Source organism: Curtobacterium sp. MCBD17_023 (assembly GCF_003224415.1).
Classification (GTDB): Bacteria; Actinomycetota; Actinomycetes; order Actinomycetales; family Microbacteriaceae; genus Curtobacterium.
This window is the reverse complement of record NZ_QKLJ01000003.1, coordinates 330,600-347,447: the sequence shown is the minus strand read 5'-3', so window position 1 is coordinate 347,447 and position 16,848 is coordinate 330,600. Positions and strand designations below refer to the sequence as shown.

The 16,848-nt window shown below is 73.0% G+C and carries 15 protein-coding genes; 9 read left to right on the top strand and 6 right to left on the bottom strand.

Annotated features, from left to right (window positions below; genetic code table 11):
• Positions 1–47: 47 nt before the first annotated feature.
• A complete protein-coding gene (locus tag DEI84_RS06445; protein ID WP_258369060.1) occupies positions 48–1,448 on the top strand; it encodes an LLM class flavin-dependent oxidoreductase in 1,401 nt (466 codons plus the stop codon).
• Positions 1,449–1,516: 68 nt separating this feature from the next.
• Positions 1,517–2,014 carry an N-acetyltransferase gene (locus DEI84_RS06440; RefSeq protein WP_110890102.1) on the top strand — a complete coding sequence of 166 codons (498 nt, stop codon included), beginning with the start codon at positions 1,517–1,519 and terminating at the stop codon, positions 2,012–2,014.
• Positions 2,015–2,044: 30 nt separating this feature from the next.
• Here the strand turns inward: DEI84_RS06440 and DEI84_RS06435 are convergent, their stop codons facing one another.
• Positions 2,045–2,836, bottom strand: coding sequence for an SGNH/GDSL hydrolase family protein (locus DEI84_RS06435; protein WP_110890101.1), 792 nt, complete (start codon positions 2,834–2,836; stop codon positions 2,045–2,047).
• 164 nt (positions 2,837–3,000) lie between these two features.
• Between DEI84_RS06435 and DEI84_RS06430 the strand changes: the two genes are divergently transcribed.
• Positions 3,001–3,723: a VIT1/CCC1 transporter family protein gene (locus DEI84_RS06430; protein WP_110890100.1), complete on the top strand. Its 723-nt coding sequence runs from the start codon at positions 3,001–3,003 to the stop codon at positions 3,721–3,723.
• Positions 3,724–3,951: 228 nt separating this feature from the next.
• Here DEI84_RS06430 and DEI84_RS06425 read toward each other — a convergent pair whose 3' ends face one another.
• The 3 genes from DEI84_RS06425 to DEI84_RS06415 form a co-directional block, all read right to left on the bottom strand.
• A complete protein-coding gene (locus DEI84_RS06425) occupies positions 3,952–4,905 on the bottom strand; it encodes an acetamidase/formamidase family protein (RefSeq protein WP_110890099.1) in 954 nt (317 codons plus the stop codon).
• On the bottom strand, positions 4,902–6,350 hold the full coding sequence (locus tag DEI84_RS06420; RefSeq protein ID WP_258371708.1) for an APC family permease: 1,449 nt from the start codon (positions 6,348–6,350) through the stop codon (positions 4,902–4,904). The genes DEI84_RS06425 and DEI84_RS06420 overlap by 4 nt, the downstream gene beginning before the upstream one ends.
• A 122-nt stretch (positions 6,351–6,472) precedes the next feature.
• Positions 6,473–7,387: a proline iminopeptidase-family hydrolase gene (locus tag DEI84_RS06415; RefSeq protein ID WP_110890098.1), complete on the bottom strand. Its 915-nt coding sequence runs from the start codon at positions 7,385–7,387 to the stop codon at positions 6,473–6,475.
• Positions 7,388–7,490: 103 nt separating this feature from the next.
• Here DEI84_RS06415 and DEI84_RS06410 point away from each other — a divergent pair, with 103 nt between their 5' ends.
• Entirely contained in the window at positions 7,491–8,237 is a 747-nt protein-coding gene (locus tag DEI84_RS06410) for a FadR/GntR family transcriptional regulator (RefSeq protein ID WP_110890097.1), read from the top strand.
• A gap of 90 nt (positions 8,238–8,327) precedes the next feature.
• On the opposite strand, the gene DEI84_RS06405 is transcribed toward DEI84_RS06410, so the two are convergent.
• Together DEI84_RS06405 and DEI84_RS06400 are read right to left on the bottom strand one after the other, a co-directional pair.
• Positions 8,328–9,236, bottom strand: coding sequence for an ABC transporter permease (locus DEI84_RS06405; protein WP_110824726.1), 909 nt, complete (start codon positions 9,234–9,236; stop codon positions 8,328–8,330).
• A complete protein-coding gene (locus DEI84_RS06400; RefSeq protein WP_110890096.1) occupies positions 9,233–10,162 on the bottom strand; it encodes an ABC transporter ATP-binding protein in 930 nt (309 codons plus the stop codon). The genes DEI84_RS06405 and DEI84_RS06400 overlap by 4 nt, the downstream gene beginning before the upstream one ends.
• Before the next feature lie 198 nt (positions 10,163–10,360).
• On the opposite strand from DEI84_RS06400, the gene DEI84_RS06395 reads away from it, so the two are divergent.
• From DEI84_RS06395 to DEI84_RS06375, 5 genes are all read left to right on the top strand, one after another.
• Positions 10,361–11,920: an NCS1 family nucleobase:cation symporter-1 gene (locus tag DEI84_RS06395; protein ID WP_110890095.1), complete on the top strand. Its 1,560-nt coding sequence runs from the start codon at positions 10,361–10,363 to the stop codon at positions 11,918–11,920.
• A gap of 137 nt (positions 11,921–12,057) precedes the next feature.
• A complete protein-coding gene (locus tag DEI84_RS06390; protein WP_110890094.1) occupies positions 12,058–12,819 on the top strand; it encodes an aspartate/glutamate racemase family protein in 762 nt (253 codons plus the stop codon).
• A complete protein-coding gene (gene allB / locus DEI84_RS06385; protein WP_110890093.1) occupies positions 12,816–14,195 on the top strand; it encodes an allantoinase AllB in 1,380 nt (459 codons plus the stop codon). Before DEI84_RS06390 ends, allB begins: the two co-directional genes overlap by 4 nt.
• Complete coding sequence (locus tag DEI84_RS06380; RefSeq protein ID WP_110890092.1) at positions 14,188–15,258, top strand: acetamidase/formamidase family protein; 1,071 nt, start codon at positions 14,188–14,190, stop codon at positions 15,256–15,258. The genes allB and DEI84_RS06380 overlap by 8 nt, the downstream gene beginning before the upstream one ends.
• Positions 15,255–16,817 carry an AtzH-like domain-containing protein gene (locus tag DEI84_RS06375; RefSeq protein ID WP_258371707.1) on the top strand — a complete coding sequence of 521 codons (1,563 nt, stop codon included), beginning with the start codon at positions 15,255–15,257 and terminating at the stop codon, positions 16,815–16,817. The genes DEI84_RS06380 and DEI84_RS06375 overlap by 4 nt, the downstream gene beginning before the upstream one ends.
• Positions 16,818–16,848 lie beyond the last annotated feature (31 nt).

Genomic DNA, 16,848 nt, shown 5'->3' with positions numbered 1-16,848 from the left:
CGTCATCCTCCGTGACGCGGCGGGGACGGCCGACGTACGGTCGCGTCGTGACCACGAACCGCGAGCCCCGGCAGATCCGCTTCAACGCGTTCGACATGAACTGCGTCGCGCACCAGTCCTCCGGGCTGTGGCGCCACCCGCGCGACCGATCCCGGCACTACAACGACCTGTCGTACTGGACGGACCTGGCGAAGATCCTCGAAGGCGGGGCGTTCGACGGCATCTTCATCGCCGACGTCCTCGGGACCTACGACGTCTACGGCGGGACGAACGAGGCCGCGCTCCGCACCGGGTCGCAGGTACCGGTGAACGACCCGATCCTCCTCGTGTCCGCGATGGCCGCCGTCACCGAGCACCTGGGCTTCGGCATCACCGCGGGCACCGCCTACGAGCACCCGTACCCGTTCGCCCGACGCATGTCCACGCTCGACCACCTGACGAAGGGCCGCGTCGGCTGGAACGTCGTCACCGGGTACCTGCCGAGCGCAGCCCGCAACATGGGCCAGACGGACCAGCTCAGCCACGACGACCGCTACGACGTCGCCGACGAGTACCTCGAGGTCCTCTACAAGCTGTGGGAGGGCTCGTGGGAGGACGACGCCGTGGTCGAGGACCGCGAGACCGGTGTCTTCACCGACCCCGCGAAGGTGCACCCGATCGAGCACCACGGTGCGCACTTCGACGTGCCGGGCATCCACCTGTCCGAGCCGTCCGTGCAGCGCTCGCCCGTCATCTACCAGGCGGGCGCCTCGCCGCGCGGGATCCGCTTCGCCGCCGAGAACGCCGAGGCCGTGTTCGTCGGGGCGCCGACCCTGCCGCAGCTCGCCGCGACGGTGGGGAAGATCCGGGACGCCCTGGAGGCCGCTGGTCGCGACCGGTACGCCGCCAGGGTGTACACGCTGCTCACCGTCATCACGGACGAGACCGACGAGGCCGCGCAGGCGAAGTACCGCGACTACCTGTCGTACGCGTCCGAGGCGGGTGCGCTCGTGCTGAACTCCGGCTGGATGGGCGTCGACCTGTCGCAGTACGACCTGGACGAGCCGCTCGGCAACATCGAGTCGAACGCGATCCAGTCGGCCGCCGCGAACCTGTCCGCCGCGACCGGTGAGGACGGGACGACGTGGACGGTCCGGGACATCGCCCGGCAGACGGCGATCGGCGGACTCGGTCCGGTCGAGGTCGGCAGCGGGGCGACGATCGCGCAGCGGCTCATCGACATCCAGGAGCAGACCGACGTCGACGGCTTCAACCTGGCGTACGCGGTGACGCCGGGCACGTGGCAGGACGTCATCGAGTTCGTCGTCCCCGAACTCCGGGCGCGCAACGCCTACCCGGACGGGTACGAGGAGGGCTCCCTGCGGCACAAGCTGCTCGGACGGGGCGACCGGTTGCCGGACGAACACCGCGGAGCGTCGTTCCGGGTACGGGTGCCGGCGACCGCGTGACGGGTGGTCCTCGTGACGCCGTGCCCTGGCGTCCCGCGCACGCAGGAGCCCGGTCGTAGGGTGGTCCGGTGATCGAGTCCTCTGCAGCCGTGCGGGTCGCGACGGCGGAGGCCGGGACGGACACCGCGTGCATCGACCTGTGGGCCGCCGCCGTCGCCGCGCGCGACGGTCGTCCCCGGGACCCGGCGGTCCGGGCGCGAGCCGCCGCGAAGTTCGCCGCCGAGCGGGTCGCCCTCGTGGTCGCGCCAGGGGACTCCGACGACGGCGTCCACGGCTTCGCACTCGTCACCGCGCCGGGCACCGGAGGGGGAGTGGGACCGGCGGACGCCGCCTACCTCAGCCTGCTCGCGGTCGACCCGGCCGCGCAGGGGAGCGGGCTCGGTCGAGCGCTCCTCGTCGCGGCCGTCGACGCTGCCCGGGACGCCGGGTACGAGCACTGCATGCTGCACGCGCTCGAGGACAACGCGCCGGCCGTGCGCCTCTACCGCAGCGCCGGGTTCCGCCCGGTCGGCGAGCCGTTCCCGCACGCTCTCAGCGGCCGCCCGACCCGGACGTTCGTGGTCTGACCGCTGCTGCGGAGCCGCGGCCCGCCCGGATCAGCGTCGTCGACCGCTCGGCGGCACGGGGGTCCAGTCGCCGTGGGACGCGACCCGCCCGTCACCGGAGGACCGGCCGGTCACGCGCCGCCGGACCCACGGCACGACGTGGTCCCGGTAGTACCGGAGTTCCTCGGTGACCGACGTGCGCGCCGCGTCCGGGACGGCCGGCACCGTCACGGTCGGTCCACCCGCGATCTCGTGGAGGGCCAGGTCGGCGACCCGCTGGTGTCCGAGCGGGTTCATGTGCAGCCGGTCCTCGGACCAGAACTCGGCGCGCCGCAGGTGTGGGTCGCGGGACACGTCGACGTAGGGCAGGCCCCGCTCCCGCGCGAAGCCGGTCAGGGCCTCGGCCCAGGCGTCCCCGCGGGCGTTGATGAGCTTGCCGAGCGGCAGTCGGGCGCTCGGGTCGGCCGGGCTGAGGAGCGCCAGCCGGATCCCGCGGGCGGCGACCGCGTCCGCCGCGGTCGCGAGTCGGCCGAGCAGCACGTCCACGTCGTAGCCCGGACGGAGCATGTCGTTCCCGCCGCCGCAGAACGTGACGAGCGTCGGCGCCGGGTCGAGGGCGAGCGCGGCGTCGAGCTGCTCGTCCAGGACCCCGGCGAGCAGGCGACCGCGGATCGCGAGGTTCGCGTACGAGACCGGGCCCGACAGGTGGTCGGCGAGCCCGGAGGCCAGTCGTCCGGCCCACCCGGGGAAGGGGACGTCCCCGTCGTCCCCGACGCCCTCGGAGAAGCTGTCGCCGATGGCGACGTAGCGGACGGGGTCGGTGCGGGCGGGGACGGTGGACATGGTCCTCCTCTGAACAGCCGGTGGCGGCGGAGCGTGCGGTCGCGTCCATCGTGCTCCTCCCGCTGCGCGGCCGGTGCGGACCGGTCGTCCTCGGTGGGGAACGCCCCGGTCAGGGGAGCCTTCCCTTGCTGGTGCGATCCCCGCGCAGGTGCTTGGCTCTCGCCATGTCGACCGCAGCTGACCTCGCGCTCCCCGGCACCGAGCACGACGACGCCACGAGCGCCGCCCGCCTCAACTGGTTGCGCGCCGGTCTCCTCGGCGCGAACGACGGCATCGTGTCCGTCGCCGCCGTCCTGGTCGGGGTCGCCGGTGCCGGTGCCACGACCGGCCCCGTCCTCGCCGCGGGCACGGCAGCACTCGTCGGCGGCGCCGTGTCGATGGCGCTCGGCGAGTACGTGTCGGTGAGCGGAGCCCGCGACGCCCAGCGCACCGGCCAGGCCGCCCACCAGGCCCAGCTCGAGGCCGAGTCCGAGGACGCGGTCACCATCGCCGACCACTACCGCGCGCTCGGGGTCGCGGACGACGTCGCGACCTCCGTCGCCGCCGAACTCGTCCGACCCGAGGTCCGGGACCGCCGCGCCGCCGCCGCACTCCGCGACGCCGAGGAGGAGGTCGTCAGCCCGTGGCGCGCGGCCTGGGTCTCGGCCGCGACCTTCACCGCGGGCGCGGCGCTGCCCTTCCTCGCGATGCTCCTCGCCCCGACGTCGATCCAGATCGCGGTCACGGTGGTCGCCGTGCTCGTCGCACTCGCCGTGACCGGGACGACCGGCGCCGCACTCGGTGGTGCTCGCCGCGGCCGCGCCACCGTCCGCGTGGTGTTCGGCGGGGCGCTCGCGCTCGCCGCGACCTACGCCGCCGGGACGCTCCTCGGAGCACACGCGTTCTGACGCGCCCGGGCCCCGTCCCCGCGGTTCCGCAATTCGCGCATCTCGCGCCGCGAGATGCGTGAATTGCGGAACCGGGACGAGCCAACGGCGGCGTCTTGCGGAACCCCGAGCGCAAGCGAGCAAGCAGGACGCACGCACCGCACGGACGCACGGACGGGAGGCCCGGACCGCGTGACCGACGTCGGTCACGCGGTCCGGGCCTCCCGTCCGGCAAGCGGCGGCCGGTGGCTACGGCGTCGGCATCTCGGCCGGCTCCAGCACCGCCTTCGGCACCCGGTGCAGCGTCACGGCACCGACCGCGTCGAACGGGTGGAGCGGATCCGGCGCACCGGAGCCCGTCGGCCCACCGAGCTTCGAGTCGCCCACGGCGCTGAGCACCGCGTAGGCGTCGTCCCCGGACCAGCCGTGCTCGTCGACCAGGAACGCGTACGCGTCCTCGTACCCGCGGCGGATGCTCTCCTGCACGGGCTCACCGAGGCCGACGAACAGCCACTCGTCGGCGGTCTCGATGCGCGGGGCACGCAGTTCGGGTCCGCCCTTGACGAGGTCGACGGACACGACGGCGGTGCCCTGCGCCTCGATGGCGACGAAGGAGGACTCGCCCTCGGCCATGATCGCGTGGATGTCGCCGATCGACAGCAGGGCGCCGGGCACCCGGACCGGCAGGTACACCGTCGAGCCGGGGCGGGCCTCGGTGACGTCCATGTTCCCGCCCTCGGCGTACGCGGGCATGATCGTCGAGTTCTCGCCCGCGGCCGGGGCGGTGCCGATGCAGCCGATCATCGGGCGGACCGGGAACGCGTGCCGGTCGGTGACGTGCACGACCCCGTCCTCGATCGGGCAGCGTCGGGTGAAGACGCGGTCGCCCATGACGTGTTGCAGGGCGCCCGAGCCCGGCAGCGACACCGACCAGCCGTGGGTGGTGAGCTCGATGTCGTGGATCGTCACGGCGAGGGTGTCGCCCGGCTCCGCACCCTCGACGTACACCGGGCCGGTGACCGGGTTGATCGGGGCCTGCAGCTGCGCCATGTCGTGGTGGTCGTCCAGCTCGGCGTACACGGCGTCGGTCGTCTCGAACCCGATCGTCTCGCCGGTGCCGGGCGCGATGGTCAGCACGGGCTCGCGGTCGGCCGCGTAGCCGGGGCGGCCGAGCGTGTTCGGGAGGTGGTGGTCCGCGGTCATCGGTGGTCCTCGTCCTTCGTCAGGGTGGTGGCGGCGGTGCGGTCGCCCTCACCCAGCGTGCCCGGCTCCTCCGAACCGACCTCGGTGGAGCGCCCGGTCGCCCAGTAGTACAGGAACACGCCGGCGCCGACGACGAGCCAGATGACGCCGCCGACCTTCGCCTCGACGGCCGCGTTGAGCAGCACGTACCCGATGATGAGGAACCCGATGAGCGGCACGACGAGGTGCAGCAGCCAGTTGCGCGACTTCCCCTTCACGACGTGGTGCACGAACACCGACACGTGCAGGAGCATGAAGCCGAACAGCGCGCCGAAGTTCACCAGTGACGAGATCGTGTCGATCTGTCCGACGAAGAACAGCACGAGGATCGCGGAGAGCACCGAGACGACCAGGATCGCGTTCTGCGGGACCCGACGGCCGTTGAGCTTGTGCAGGAACGCGGGCAGCTGCCGGTCGCGGCTCATCGAGAAGAGCAGGCGGCTCGTCGCGGCCTGCGCGGCCATGGCGTTCGCGATGCCCACGGCCAGGACGTTGACGGCGAAGAAGGCCGTCGCCCACCCGCTCGACGAGGCCTGCTCGACGACGGTGAAGAACGCGTTCCCGGCCTCGCTGTCCGAGAACGAGTCCCGACCGGCGGCCAGTGCGCTCGCGAGCCAGGTCTGCACGACGAACAGGAACGCGACGATGACGAGCGCCAGGATCATCGCCAGCCCGGCACCACCACGGCGGCCGGTCGACTCCTCCGACAGGGTGGAGATGCCGTCGAAGCCGAGGAAGCTCAGGACCGCGATCGACAGTGCCGACGCGATCAGCGGTGCCGACACCTTCGCCGGGTCGAACACCTGGTCGGTGCTGAAGGACGCTCCCGGCACGGTGCCGCCGGTCAGGGCGACGATCGCGATCACGACGAAGACCACCACGAAGACGAGCTCGATGAGCAGGAAGATCCGGTTCGCCAGCTTGAGCGACGACACCCCGGCCAGGTTGATGACGGTGTTGATCGCCACGAAGACGAGCGCCCACAGCCACCGCGGGGTGCCGGGGAAGATGCCGACCATGCTCTCCGCGGCGAAGACGTAGAGCAGCGTCGGGACGAGCAGGTAGTCGAGCAGGATCGCCCAGCCGGCGAAGAAGCCGGCGGTGGGGTGGATGCCGCGGCCGACGTACGAGAACACGCTGCCGGCGAGGGGGATGGACTTCGCCATCTGCGCGTAGGCCAGGGCCGTGAAGATCATCGCGACGAGGCCGACGATGTAGACGAGCGGCACCATGCCGCTCGATGCGTTGTAGACGGTGCCGAAGATCGCCCACGGGGCGATCGGCACCATGAAGACGAGCCCGTACACGAGCAGGTCGGTGGTGGAGACGGAGCGGTCGAGCTCCTGCTTGTAGCCGTAGGCCTCGAGCTGTTGCTGTGCGGAGAGCTCGCTGTGCTGCTGCGACATGTCGGTTCCGTTTCGGGGAGGAGGGACGGTGCAGGGGGTGGGTGTCCGGACGGGAGGCGCGGCACGGGTCGGTGTCGGGCCTCCTGTCCGGCGCACGGCCGGCCGGGGTGGTGCCGGCGGTGTCAGTCGGTGGGGTGGGCGTCGTGCTCGGCGAGGAACGCACCGATGACGCGGCGGAACTCCTCCGGCTGCTCCAGGTGGGTGCAGTGGCTGGCGCCGGGGAAGACGTGCTGGCGGGCCCCGGGGATGCGCTCCACGAACGGCTGCCAGGTGGCGGGGGTGGCCTCGTCGTGCTCACCGGCGACGACGAGGGTCGGGACGTCGACCTGGTCCAGGCGGTCGATGACGGACCAGTCGCGCAGGGACCCGATGACGTGGAACTCGTTCGGCCCGTTCATGGTGTGGTAGACCGTCGGCTCGGCTTCCATCTGCTCCTCGGACGCGACGAAGTCGGCGGGCATCGGGACGACGCGGCAGACGTGGCGCTCGTAGAACACCTGCGTCGCGGCGAGGTACTCCGGGTCCTCGGTGGTGCCGGCGGCCTCGTGCCGGGTGAGCGCGTCCTGCACGTCCTCGGGCAGGCGGCTGCGCAGTTCGGCGGCACCGTCGACCCAGAGCTGCATCGACGCGGGGGAGTTGCAGATCGACAGGCTGGCGATGCCACCCGGACGGCGGACGCCGATCTCGGCGCCGAGCATGCCGCCCCACGACTGCCCGAGCACGTGGTGGTCGCCGAGGCCGAGGTGGGCGACGAGCGCGCGGTACTCGTCGACGAACAGCTGCGGTTGCCAGAAGTCGGCGGGGGCGTCCGGACGGTGGCTGCTCCGACCGCAGCCGAACTGGTCCGAGTGGACGACGGTGCGGCCGGTCTCGTCGGCGAACGCCTCGAGGTTCCGCAGGTAGTCGTGCGCCATGCCGGGGCCGCCGTGCAGGACGACGAGGGGCAGCGCCCCCGGGACGGGGCGGTCGGGCTCGGTGATCCGGTACCAGGTCTCGCCGTCCAGGAACGGCATCGTGCTCTCGGTGATGCGGGACATGGGGTGAGCATGGCCCGTCGAAAGGTCCCAGGCAAGACCTTTTCTGCTCGTTTAACGTGGCCGTAACAGCGCCGGCTCACGGAGGGCCGTCGAGAGGGGTGCCGTGACGGATCGCGCGACGGAGACGCGGGTGGACGAGGTCGAGGACCGGCTCGTCACCGCGCTCGCCGTGGGGGAGTACCTGCCCGCGGCGCGACTCCCGCCCGAACGCGAACTCGCGGCGTTGCTCGGCGTCGCGCGTGTCACCGTGCGGAGCGCACTCGCCCGCCTGGTCGACCGCGGGTTGCTCGAGACCCGACGCGGCCGTGGTGGCGGCACGTTCGTCCGGACGCAGTGGCCGGCGAGCTCGTCCGAGTCGGTCGGCCGGACCCTGCTCGCCCGGTGGGCCGGCATCCAGGACACCGCCGACGCGATCGCCCTGCTGCACGGGGCCCTGGCCGCGGCGGCAGCCGAGCGGATCACCCCGGCGGAGGCGGCCGCGCTCCGGGACCGGCTCGACGCCTTCCGGCAGGCCTCGAGCGGCGCGGCGAAGCAGCAGGCGGACGCCGTCCTGCATCGGAGCATCATCGACGCGGCGCGCAACGACGTCCTCCGCGCGACCCTCGCGACCCTCGAGGCGCAGATCTCGATCGCGGCACCGGCACACCTCTGGGGGACCGAGGAGGGCATGGCGGACATGGAGGCACGTGCCACGCGGGACCACGAGGTCCTCGTCGAGGCGGTGTGTGCGGGGCGGGCGGCGGAGGCCGGCGAGGTCGCACGCCGGCATGTCGGCATCGACGTGGAACTGCTCGAACAGGCGATGCTGCGCGCGGGGCAGGTCCCGACGGCGGATCCCGCACCACGGTGACGGACGGGAGGCCCGCGGCGGACTCGCCACGGGCCTCCCGTCGGCAGCGACCGCTCACCGGTGTGCCGGTGTGCCGGTGTGCCGGTGTGCTCAGACGTCGCGGCGTCGCGCGACCACCATCGCGAGGGCGTTGACCACGACCACCTCGGCGAGGAGGACGCCCGCACCGCTCCACCCGTTCAGGTCGGAACCGCCCTCGGCCGTCGCCGTCGCCGGGGCTCCGGTCGCGCCCGCGGGTGCGTCGGACGCGTAGGCGTACAGCTGCCCGCCGGCTGCGTCGGGCAGGTACCCGGCGGCCGTGCCGAGCCAGTCGATGCCCGCGAGCACGGACACCAGGCTGAGCACGATCGGCAGCACCAGCAGGATGCCGAGCGTGATGGCGATGCCGCCGGCACTCGAGCGGACGAGCAGGCCGATGCCGAACGCGAGCAGTGCCACGAGCGTCACGTACACGGACGCACCGAGGAGCGGCATGAAGACCGCGGGGTCGGCGAGGTCCGGGTGGACCCCCTTGCCCGCCTGCAGCGCGGTCGAGATCGCGACGCCGATCCAGGTGGCGACGACGCTGACGAGGAACGTCGAGACGGCGAGCACGGTGGCCTTGGCGAGCAGGGCGCCGAGGCGTCCGGGGTCCGCGGTGAAGGTCGACCGGATCTGCCCGGTGGTGTACTCGCCGGAGATGATGAGGACACCGAGCACCCCGACCACGAGAGCGGACAGGTACACGCTGATCGTGTTCATCCCGACGATGGTCTCGTTCGCCGCGTCGGTGGTGGTGGTCGCGCCGGCCTCGGCCAGGGCACCGAGGAGGGTCGCCAGGCCGATCGTCAGCACGGCGATGACGGCGAAGCACCAGAACGTCGACCGGATGCTCCAGAACTTGATCCACTCGCTGCGGACCAGTCGGGCGAACCCGAGGCGCTTGCCCTCCAGGGAGGCCTTGCCGCGGTGGCGGTGCTGCTCGGTCCCGCGGTGGTCGGTCTGCTGTGGCGCGCTCATCGCGTGCCCTCCGATCGGTACTCGACGTCGTCGCGGGTGAGCGCCATGTAGGCCTCCTCCAAGCTGGCACCGGTCGGGGTGAGTTCGTGCAGGACGACACCGGCGCGGGCGGCGATGTCACCGACCGTCGGTGCGTCCGGCCCGACCACGAGGAACGACTCGTCCTCACGCTGGGTGACGGTGGCAGCCGGGCCGATCGCGGCGAAGAGCTGGTCCGGCATCGGGGTCCGGACGACGACCCGGGCGAGTGCCGTGCCGCCGGCGGGACCACCGGCGCCGGCGACGAACTCCGCGATCGGGGCGTCGGCGAGCACCTTGCCGCGACCGAGGACGACCACGCGGTCGGCGGTCTGCGCCATCTCGCTCATGAGGTGGCTGGAGAGGAAGACCGTGCGCCCCTCCGCCGCCAGACGGCGAGCGAGCTGACGGACCCAGAGCACCCCGTCCGGGTCGAGGCCGTTCACCGGCTCGTCGAGGATCAGCGTGTGCGGGTCACCGAGCAGTGCCGCCGCGATGCCGAGCCGCTGGCCCATGCCGAGCGAGAACCCGCCGACCCGCTTGCGGGCGACCGACTCGAGGCCGGTCATCTCGATGACCTCGTGCACGCGCTGCTTCGGGATGCCGTGCGTCGCCGCGAGCGCGAGCAGGTGGTTGTGCGCGCTGCGCCCGGAGTGCACCGCCTTCGCCTCGAGCAGGGCCCCGACCTGCCGGAGCGGGTCGCGGAAGTCCTGGTACGGCCGCCCGTTCACCGTCGCGCTGCCGGAGGTGGGGCGGTCGAGCCCCATGATCATCCGCATGGTGGTCGACTTGCCGGCGCCGTTCGGGCCGAGGAAGCCGGTCACCATCCCGGGGTGCACGACGAACGAGACGTCGTCGACCGCGGTCTTCGGGCCGTAGCGCTTGGAGAGGTGCTGTACTTCGATCATCGGTGGCCACGCTAGGGGAGCCCGTCCGGCCGGTGCCTCCCCCTCGAGGAGGAGATCGGCGCCTCCTGGAACGATCGTTCCGATGCAGGTGTCACGTCACACGGTCGTCACACAGGGGAAACGGGCGGTGCGACCGGGGTCCGTAGCTTCCTTCCCAGGCAGACGCCGACCTCACCCTCTCCCACTCCGGAGGACGTCATGGCAACCGAAGTCGCGGCACCCGTCGCACCGCCCCACGCCCCCGTCACGTCGACCGCCCCCGCGGGCGCCGGCCTGATCAAGCCCGGGTACGACCCGGCCCTCACCAACGAGGACCTCGCACCGCTGCGGAAGCAGACCTGGTCGAGCTACAACGTGTTCGCGTTCTGGATGTCCGACGTGCACTCGGTCGGCGGCTACGTCACGGCGGGGTCGCTCTTCGCGCTCGGCATCGCGAGCTGGCAGGTGCTCGTCGCCCTGGTCGTCGGCATCCTCGTGGTGCAGGTCTTCGCGAACCTCGTCGCGAAGCCGTCGCAGCGGACCGGGGTCCCGTACCCGGTGATCAACCGCGCGGTGTTCGGCGTGCTCGGTGCGAACGTCCCGGCGATCATCCGCGGTCTCATCGCGATGGCCTGGTACGGCGTGCAGACGTTCCTCGCGGCGCAGTCGCTGAACATCGTGTTCCTCAAGTTCATCCCGGGTGCCGCGGCCCTCCTCGAGCCGTCCTTCCTGGGCCTCGACGCGCTCGGCTGGATCTCCTACGCCGTCCTGTGGGTCGCACAGGGCGCCCTGTTCTGGATGGGCATGGACGCGATCCGGAAGTTCATCGACTGGGCAGGGCCGGCGGTCTACGTCGTCATGATCGCCCTCGCGGTGTACCTCGTCGCACGGGCCGGCATCGGCAACATCTCGCTGACGCTCTCGGTCGGCGAGCCGATGTCCTTCGGGGAGAGCATCCCGGTGATGCTGTCCGCGATCGCCCTGGTCGTCAGCTACTTCTCCGGCCCGATGCTCAACTTCGGCGACTTCTCGCGGTACGGGCGGTCGTTCGCGGCCGTGAAGCGCGGCAACCTGCTCGGGCTGCCGGTCAACTTCCTGTTCTTCTCGATCCTGACCGTGCTCTGTGCGAGTGCCACCGTGCCGGTCTTCGGCGAGCTCATCACCGACCCGATCGCGACCGTCCAGGCGATCGACGCCCCCTTCGCGATCCTGCTCGGTGGGCTGACGTTCGTCATCGCCACCGTCGGCATCAACATCGTCGCGAACTTCATCAGCCCCGCGTTCGACTTCTCGAACGTGTCGCCACGCCGGATCAGCTGGCGGGCGGGCGGCATGATCGCGGCGGTCGGGTCGGTGCTCCTCACCCCGTGGAACTGGTACGGCAACGACCAGGCGATCCTGTACACCCTGGGCGTGCTCGGTGCGCTGATCGGTCCGCTGTTCGGGATCCTCATCGCGGGGTACTACATCGTCGGGAAGCAGCGCGTCGCGGTCGACGACATGTACTCGATGGACCCGTCCGCGCGGTACTGGTACCGGAAGGGCTTCAACCCGAACGCGATCTGGACGCTCGTCACCACCGGGGCGGTCTCGGTCGGCAGCGCGGTGCTCCCGCCGGCCCTCGGCGTCCTGCCCTGGCTGAGCACCTACAGCTGGTTCATCGGCTGCGGACTGGGGCTCGTCGTCTTCTGGGCGCTGGAACGTCGGTCGCCGCGGATGCCCGCGCTCGCCGCGGACGACCCGACGGTCGACGACGGCGCCGCCTCCGGCCGCGCCTGACCGGGCGGCCTCTCGTCCACAGGGGCACCGGCGCAGCCCCCTGAGCCGGTGCCCCTGTGGACAGCCGGGAGGCCCGCCTCCGGTCCGTCGAGGATCGTCACCACCCAGCACCACCAGCTCCATCGGAAGGACCCGCGATGCGCATCCGTGTCGTCAACCCGAACACCACCGCGTCCATGACGGCGGCGATCGGCAGGGCCGCGGCCGCCGTCGCCGGCCCGGGCACGGTCGTCGAAGCCGTGCAGCCCACGATGGGGCCGGCCTCGATCGAGAGCCACTACGAGGAAGCGCTCGCCGTCCCGGGGCTCCTCGAGCAGATCGCCGCGGGCGAGCGGGACGGGGTCGACGCCACCGTCGTCGCGTGCTTCGGCGATCCCGGCATCGACGCGGCCCGGGAGCTCGCCAGCGGCCCGGTGATCGGCATCGCCGAGGGCGCCTACCGGACGGCGGCGCTGCTCGGGCGGCGGTTCGGGGTCGTCACGACGCTCGCGCGGACGACCGGGCGCGCACGGGAACTCGCCGAGCGCTACGGGTGTGCAGCGCTCCTGACGGAGGTGCGGGCGTGCGAAGTGCCCGTGCTCCGGCTCGAGGACCCGACGTCCGGCGCGCGGGACCTGGTCGTCGCCGAGTGTCGCGAGGTCATCGCGAACGGCGCCGACGCGATCGTGCTCGGCTGCGCGGGCATGGCTGACTTCTGCGCCTCCGTGTCCGAAGAGATCGGGGCCCCGGTCGTGGACGGGGTCAGCGCGACGACGCTGCTCGCCGAGTCGCTCGTCCGCCTCGGGCTGACGACCGGGAAGCACGGCGAGTACGCCCCGCCGCCACCGAAGCCGTTCTCCGGGGCGCTCGCGTCCTTCGCGCTCGCGGACGCCCGTGTGACGGTGGGGGCGGGCGCATGACGAGCCTCGGGTCCGTGACGGTGGACGAGGGCCTGGCGCCCGCCGACCTCGTGCTCCGCGCGCAGCGCGCCTGGATCGACGGTGCCTTCCGCCCCGCGTCGGTCGTCGTCCGTGACGGCCGGATCGTGTCCGTCGGACCGGTCGACGCCGCGGTGACCGGGCAGCGTGACGAGACGGTGCCGGACGGGCACGTCCTGCTGCCGGGCCTCGTCGACACCCACGTCCACGTCAACGAGCCCGGCCGCACCGAGTGGGAGGGCTTCGCCTCCGCCACGCGCGCGGCCGCACTCGGTGGTGTCACGACGATCATCGACATGCCGCTGAACTCGATCCCGGCGACGGTCGACGTGCCCGCCCTCGCCGTCAAGCGGGCGAGTGCGGCCGGCCGGGTGGCGGTCGACGTCGGCTTCTGGGGCGGCGCGGTCCCGGGCAACGCCGGTTCCCTCGGCGACCTGCACGACGCCGGGGTCTTCGGCTTCAAGTGCTTCACGGCACCGTCCGGCGTGGACGAGTTCCCGCACCTCGACCCGGGTGCTCTGCGGCAGGCGATCGGCGAGGTCGCTGCCCTGGACGCGTTGCTCATCGTGCACGCCGAGGACCCGGAGCACCTCGTCGACCACGACGCGCTCGGCGGCCGGTACCGCGACTTCCTCGCCACCCGACCCGCGCAGGCCGAACGCTCGGCCATCGCCCGGGTGATCGACGGCGCACGGGAGACCGGCGCCCGGGTGCACGTCCTGCACCTCTCCGACGCCGGCGCCCTCCCGATGATCCGTGCGGCGAAGGACGACGGCGTGCGCATCACGGTCGAGACCTGCCCGCACTACCTGGCGTTCGAGGCCGGGTCGATCCCGGACGGGGCCACCGCGTACAAGTGCTGCCCGCCGATCCGTGACGACGCGAACCGCGACGCGCTCTGGGCGGGGCTCCTCGACGGCACGATCGACATGGTGGTCTCCGACCACTCACCGTCGACCGCCGACCTCAAGGTCGACGACTGGGGTCTCGCGTGGGGCGGCATCGCCGGGCTCCAGGTCGGGTTCCGCGCCGTGTGGACCGAGGCCGTCCGCCGTGGCCTGCCGCTCGACGCGGTCGTGCCCGCGGTCACGACCGGACCGGCGGCGCTCGCCGGCTTCACCGACCGCGGTCGGATCGCGCCGGGCGCCCTCGCGCACTTCGCGGTGTTCGACCCCGACGCCGAGTCCACGGTCCGGGCCGACGCGCTCGCCCACCGCAACCCCGTCTCCGCCTTCGATGGGCTGTCGGTACGCGGTCGGGTCACGGGGACCTGGCTGCGGGGGAGGCGGATCACCTCCACCGCGGACGACGTCACGACCGTGGACGCGGTCGCCGGAGAGCTGGTGGACCGTGCCTGAGACGCTCGCCGCAGCCGACGTGCACCTCGGCTCCACGCCCGACGACGTCCTCTGGGGACGGCTGCCGAGTCGGGACGACGAGCCGGTCCGCACCGTCGCCCCCGGGACCGTCGTGACGATCGACACCGTCAGCCACGAAGGCCTGCTGCCCGACCAGGGGTCCGACCCGGTGGCGTTCTTCGGGCGGCACGGCGTGGCCGCGGCGGACGTGCTGGCGGACGCGGTCGACATCGTCCGGCACGTGGAGCGCGACGCGGCCGACGGTCCGCACGTGGTGTCCCGCCCGGTCGCCGTGCAGGGGGCCGAGCCCGGCGACGTCGTCTCCGTCACGGTGCTGGACGCCGTCCCGCGGGTGCCGTACGGCGTGATCTCCAACCGGCACGGTCGCGGAGCGCTGCCGGGGGAACTCCCGCGCGGGGACGAGCCCGTCTCGGTCTTCGCGGACGTCGTGACCCGTGACGGCGTCGACTTCGGGCGGTTGCCGGTCGTGACGGGCGGGCCCCGGGTGGTCACCTTCCCACTCCGGCCGTTCCCCGGCATCGTCGGCGTGACCGTCGACAGCGAGGTCCGGCCGCACTCCGTCCCACCGGGGCCGCACGGCGGGAACGTCGACATCGCCCTGCTCACCGCCGGCGCCACACTGCACCTGCCCGTGCAGGTGCCCGGGGCCGGCGTCTCCGTCGGCGATCCGCACTTCGCGCAGGGGGACGGCGAGGTCGCGCTCACCGCGATGGAGGCCTCGCTCCGGCTGACCCTGCGCCTCGACGTGGTCCCGCGGGCCGTGGCGCTCGCGCGCTTCGGCGCGCTGGTCGGACCCCTGGCGGAGACCACGGAGTACCTCGTCCCGACGGGCATGGACGCCGACCTGGACGACGCCGTGCGCCGGTGCGTCCGTGCCGCGATCACGCTGCTCCGGGCGCGGTGGGGCGTGGAGGAGCACCTGGCGTACGCCTACCTCAGCGCCGCGACCGACTTCCGGATCTCGCAGGTCGTCGACCTCGTGTGCGGTGTGCACGCGACGGTGCGGAAGAGCGACTTCCAGGCGGTACCGACGTGCGGGTGACCGGGACGTGGCCGGACGGACTGGAGACGGCGTTCCGGGCCTACGAGGACGCCCTCATGCGGGACGACACCGCGGTGCTGGACGCGCTGTTCGAGCCCGGCCCGGACACGTTGCGCGGCGACGGAGCCGGGTTGCTCCGCGGGCACGACCGGATCAGCGCGTTCCGGTCCGCCCGTGGCGGTGTCGCCCGCCGCACGCTCGTCGGCGTCGACGTGCAGGAACTGGCCGCGGACGAGGTCCTCGTCGTGGGGGAGTCGCGGTTCACGGACGGTGGGCGCGGCCTGCAGACGCAGCTCTGGCGTCGCACGGCGGGCGCGTGGCGGATCCGGACGGCGCACGTGACGGGCCGTGCGGTCGCCTTCGACCGGACGGTGTGGCGGGCCGTCGGGGACCCGCTCGTCCGCGGCGCCGGTGCCGGTGCCGCGTCCGGTGCGGAGGCGGTCGCCGGTGCGTCCGACGCCCGTCCGCTCGCCGGGGTCCGGGTGGCCGTCAAGGACCTCTTCGCCGTCGCCGGCCACGTGATCGGCGCCGGCAACCCGACGTGGGAGTCCGCAGCCCGCGTCGAGACGGAGCACGCCCCGGCCGTCTCGGTGCTCCTGCAGGCCGGGGCCGACGTGACCGGGATCGCCCGCACGGACGAGTTCGCCTACGCGCTCGCCGGGCGGAACGCCCACACCGGCCCGCCGCAGAACGGGGCCGATCCGGCGCGCATCAGCGGTGGCTCGACCTCCGGCCCCGCGACGGCCGTGGCGCTCGGGCAGGCGGACGTCGGACTCGGCACCGACACCGCCGGCAGCATCCGCGTCCCCGCCTCGTACCAGGGGCTGTGGGGTCTGCGGACGACCCACGGACTCGTGTCGCGCGACGGCGTCCTGCCACTCGCGCAGAGCTTCGACACGGTCGGGTGGCTGACACGACGGCCCGACACGCTCCGAGCGGTCGCGACGGTGGCGGTCGGTCCCGCGGTGCGGCGCCTCGCGACGCCGCTGCTGGTCTGCGAGGCCCTGCTCGCTGCGGCGGACCCCGCCACGAGACGCGCGTTCGAGGACTGGCTGGCACGGACCGGGACGGGCGTCGCGGTCGTCGACCTGCCGGACCTCGACGACCTCGCCGAGACGGTGCGGATCGTGCAGGGTGCCGAAGCACACCGGAACCACGGGGCGTGGGTCGCCGCGCACCCCGGTGCCCTGGGCCCGGACGTCGCCGATCGGTTCGCGGCGGCCGCCCGGATCACCGCCGAACAGGAGGCCGCTGCGCGGGACGGGCTCGGGCGACTGCGCTCCGCGGTCCGGGCCGTGGTCGCCGACGGCGCGCTGGTCCTCCCGACGGTGCCCGGCCCCGCGCCGCTCCGGACGGCCGATGGCCCGGCAGTCCTCGGCACACGGCGGTCGACCCTGCGGATGACCGCGGTCGCCGGCGTCGGCGGCCTGCCGGCGGTGAGCGCTCCGCTCCTGGTCGTCGACGGAGCCCCGGTGGGCGTCTCCCTCGTCGGTCCGGTCGGGTCGGACCTGGCGCTCGTCGACCGTGCTGCCGGACTGGCCGTCGCAACACTGCTGTAACAAGCGTTCCAATAGGATCGTGCAAGGAACG

What these genes read in the sequence shown, in the direction of transcription:
- DEI84_RS06415 (WP_110890098.1), bottom strand. Translation starts at nt 7,387, where the DNA reads ATGTCCCGCATCACCGAGAGCACGATGCCGTTCCTGGACGGCGAGACC.
- DEI84_RS06425 (WP_110890099.1), bottom strand. Translation starts at nt 4,905, where the DNA reads ATGACCGCGGACCACCACCTCCCGAACACGCTCGGCCGCCCCGGCTAC.
- allB (WP_110890093.1), top strand. Translation starts at nt 12,816, where the DNA reads ATGACGAGCCTCGGGTCCGTGACGGTGGACGAGGGCCTGGCGCCCGCC.
- DEI84_RS06435 (WP_110890101.1), bottom strand. Translation starts at nt 2,836, where the DNA reads ATGTCCACCGTCCCCGCCCGCACCGACCCCGTCCGCTACGTCGCCATC.
- DEI84_RS06430 (WP_110890100.1), top strand. Translation starts at nt 3,001, where the DNA reads ATGTCGACCGCAGCTGACCTCGCGCTCCCCGGCACCGAGCACGACGAC.
- DEI84_RS06390 (WP_110890094.1), top strand. Translation starts at nt 12,058, where the DNA reads ATGCGCATCCGTGTCGTCAACCCGAACACCACCGCGTCCATGACGGCG.
- DEI84_RS06400 (WP_110890096.1), bottom strand. Translation starts at nt 10,162, where the DNA reads ATGATCGAAGTACAGCACCTCTCCAAGCGCTACGGCCCGAAGACCGCG.
- DEI84_RS06420 (WP_258371708.1), bottom strand. Translation starts at nt 6,350, where the DNA reads ATGTCGCAGCAGCACAGCGAGCTCTCCGCACAGCAACAGCTCGAGGCC.
- DEI84_RS06405 (WP_110824726.1), bottom strand. Translation starts at nt 9,236, where the DNA reads ATGAGCGCGCCACAGCAGACCGACCACCGCGGGACCGAGCAGCACCGC.
- DEI84_RS06395 (WP_110890095.1), top strand. Translation starts at nt 10,361, where the DNA reads ATGGCAACCGAAGTCGCGGCACCCGTCGCACCGCCCCACGCCCCCGTC.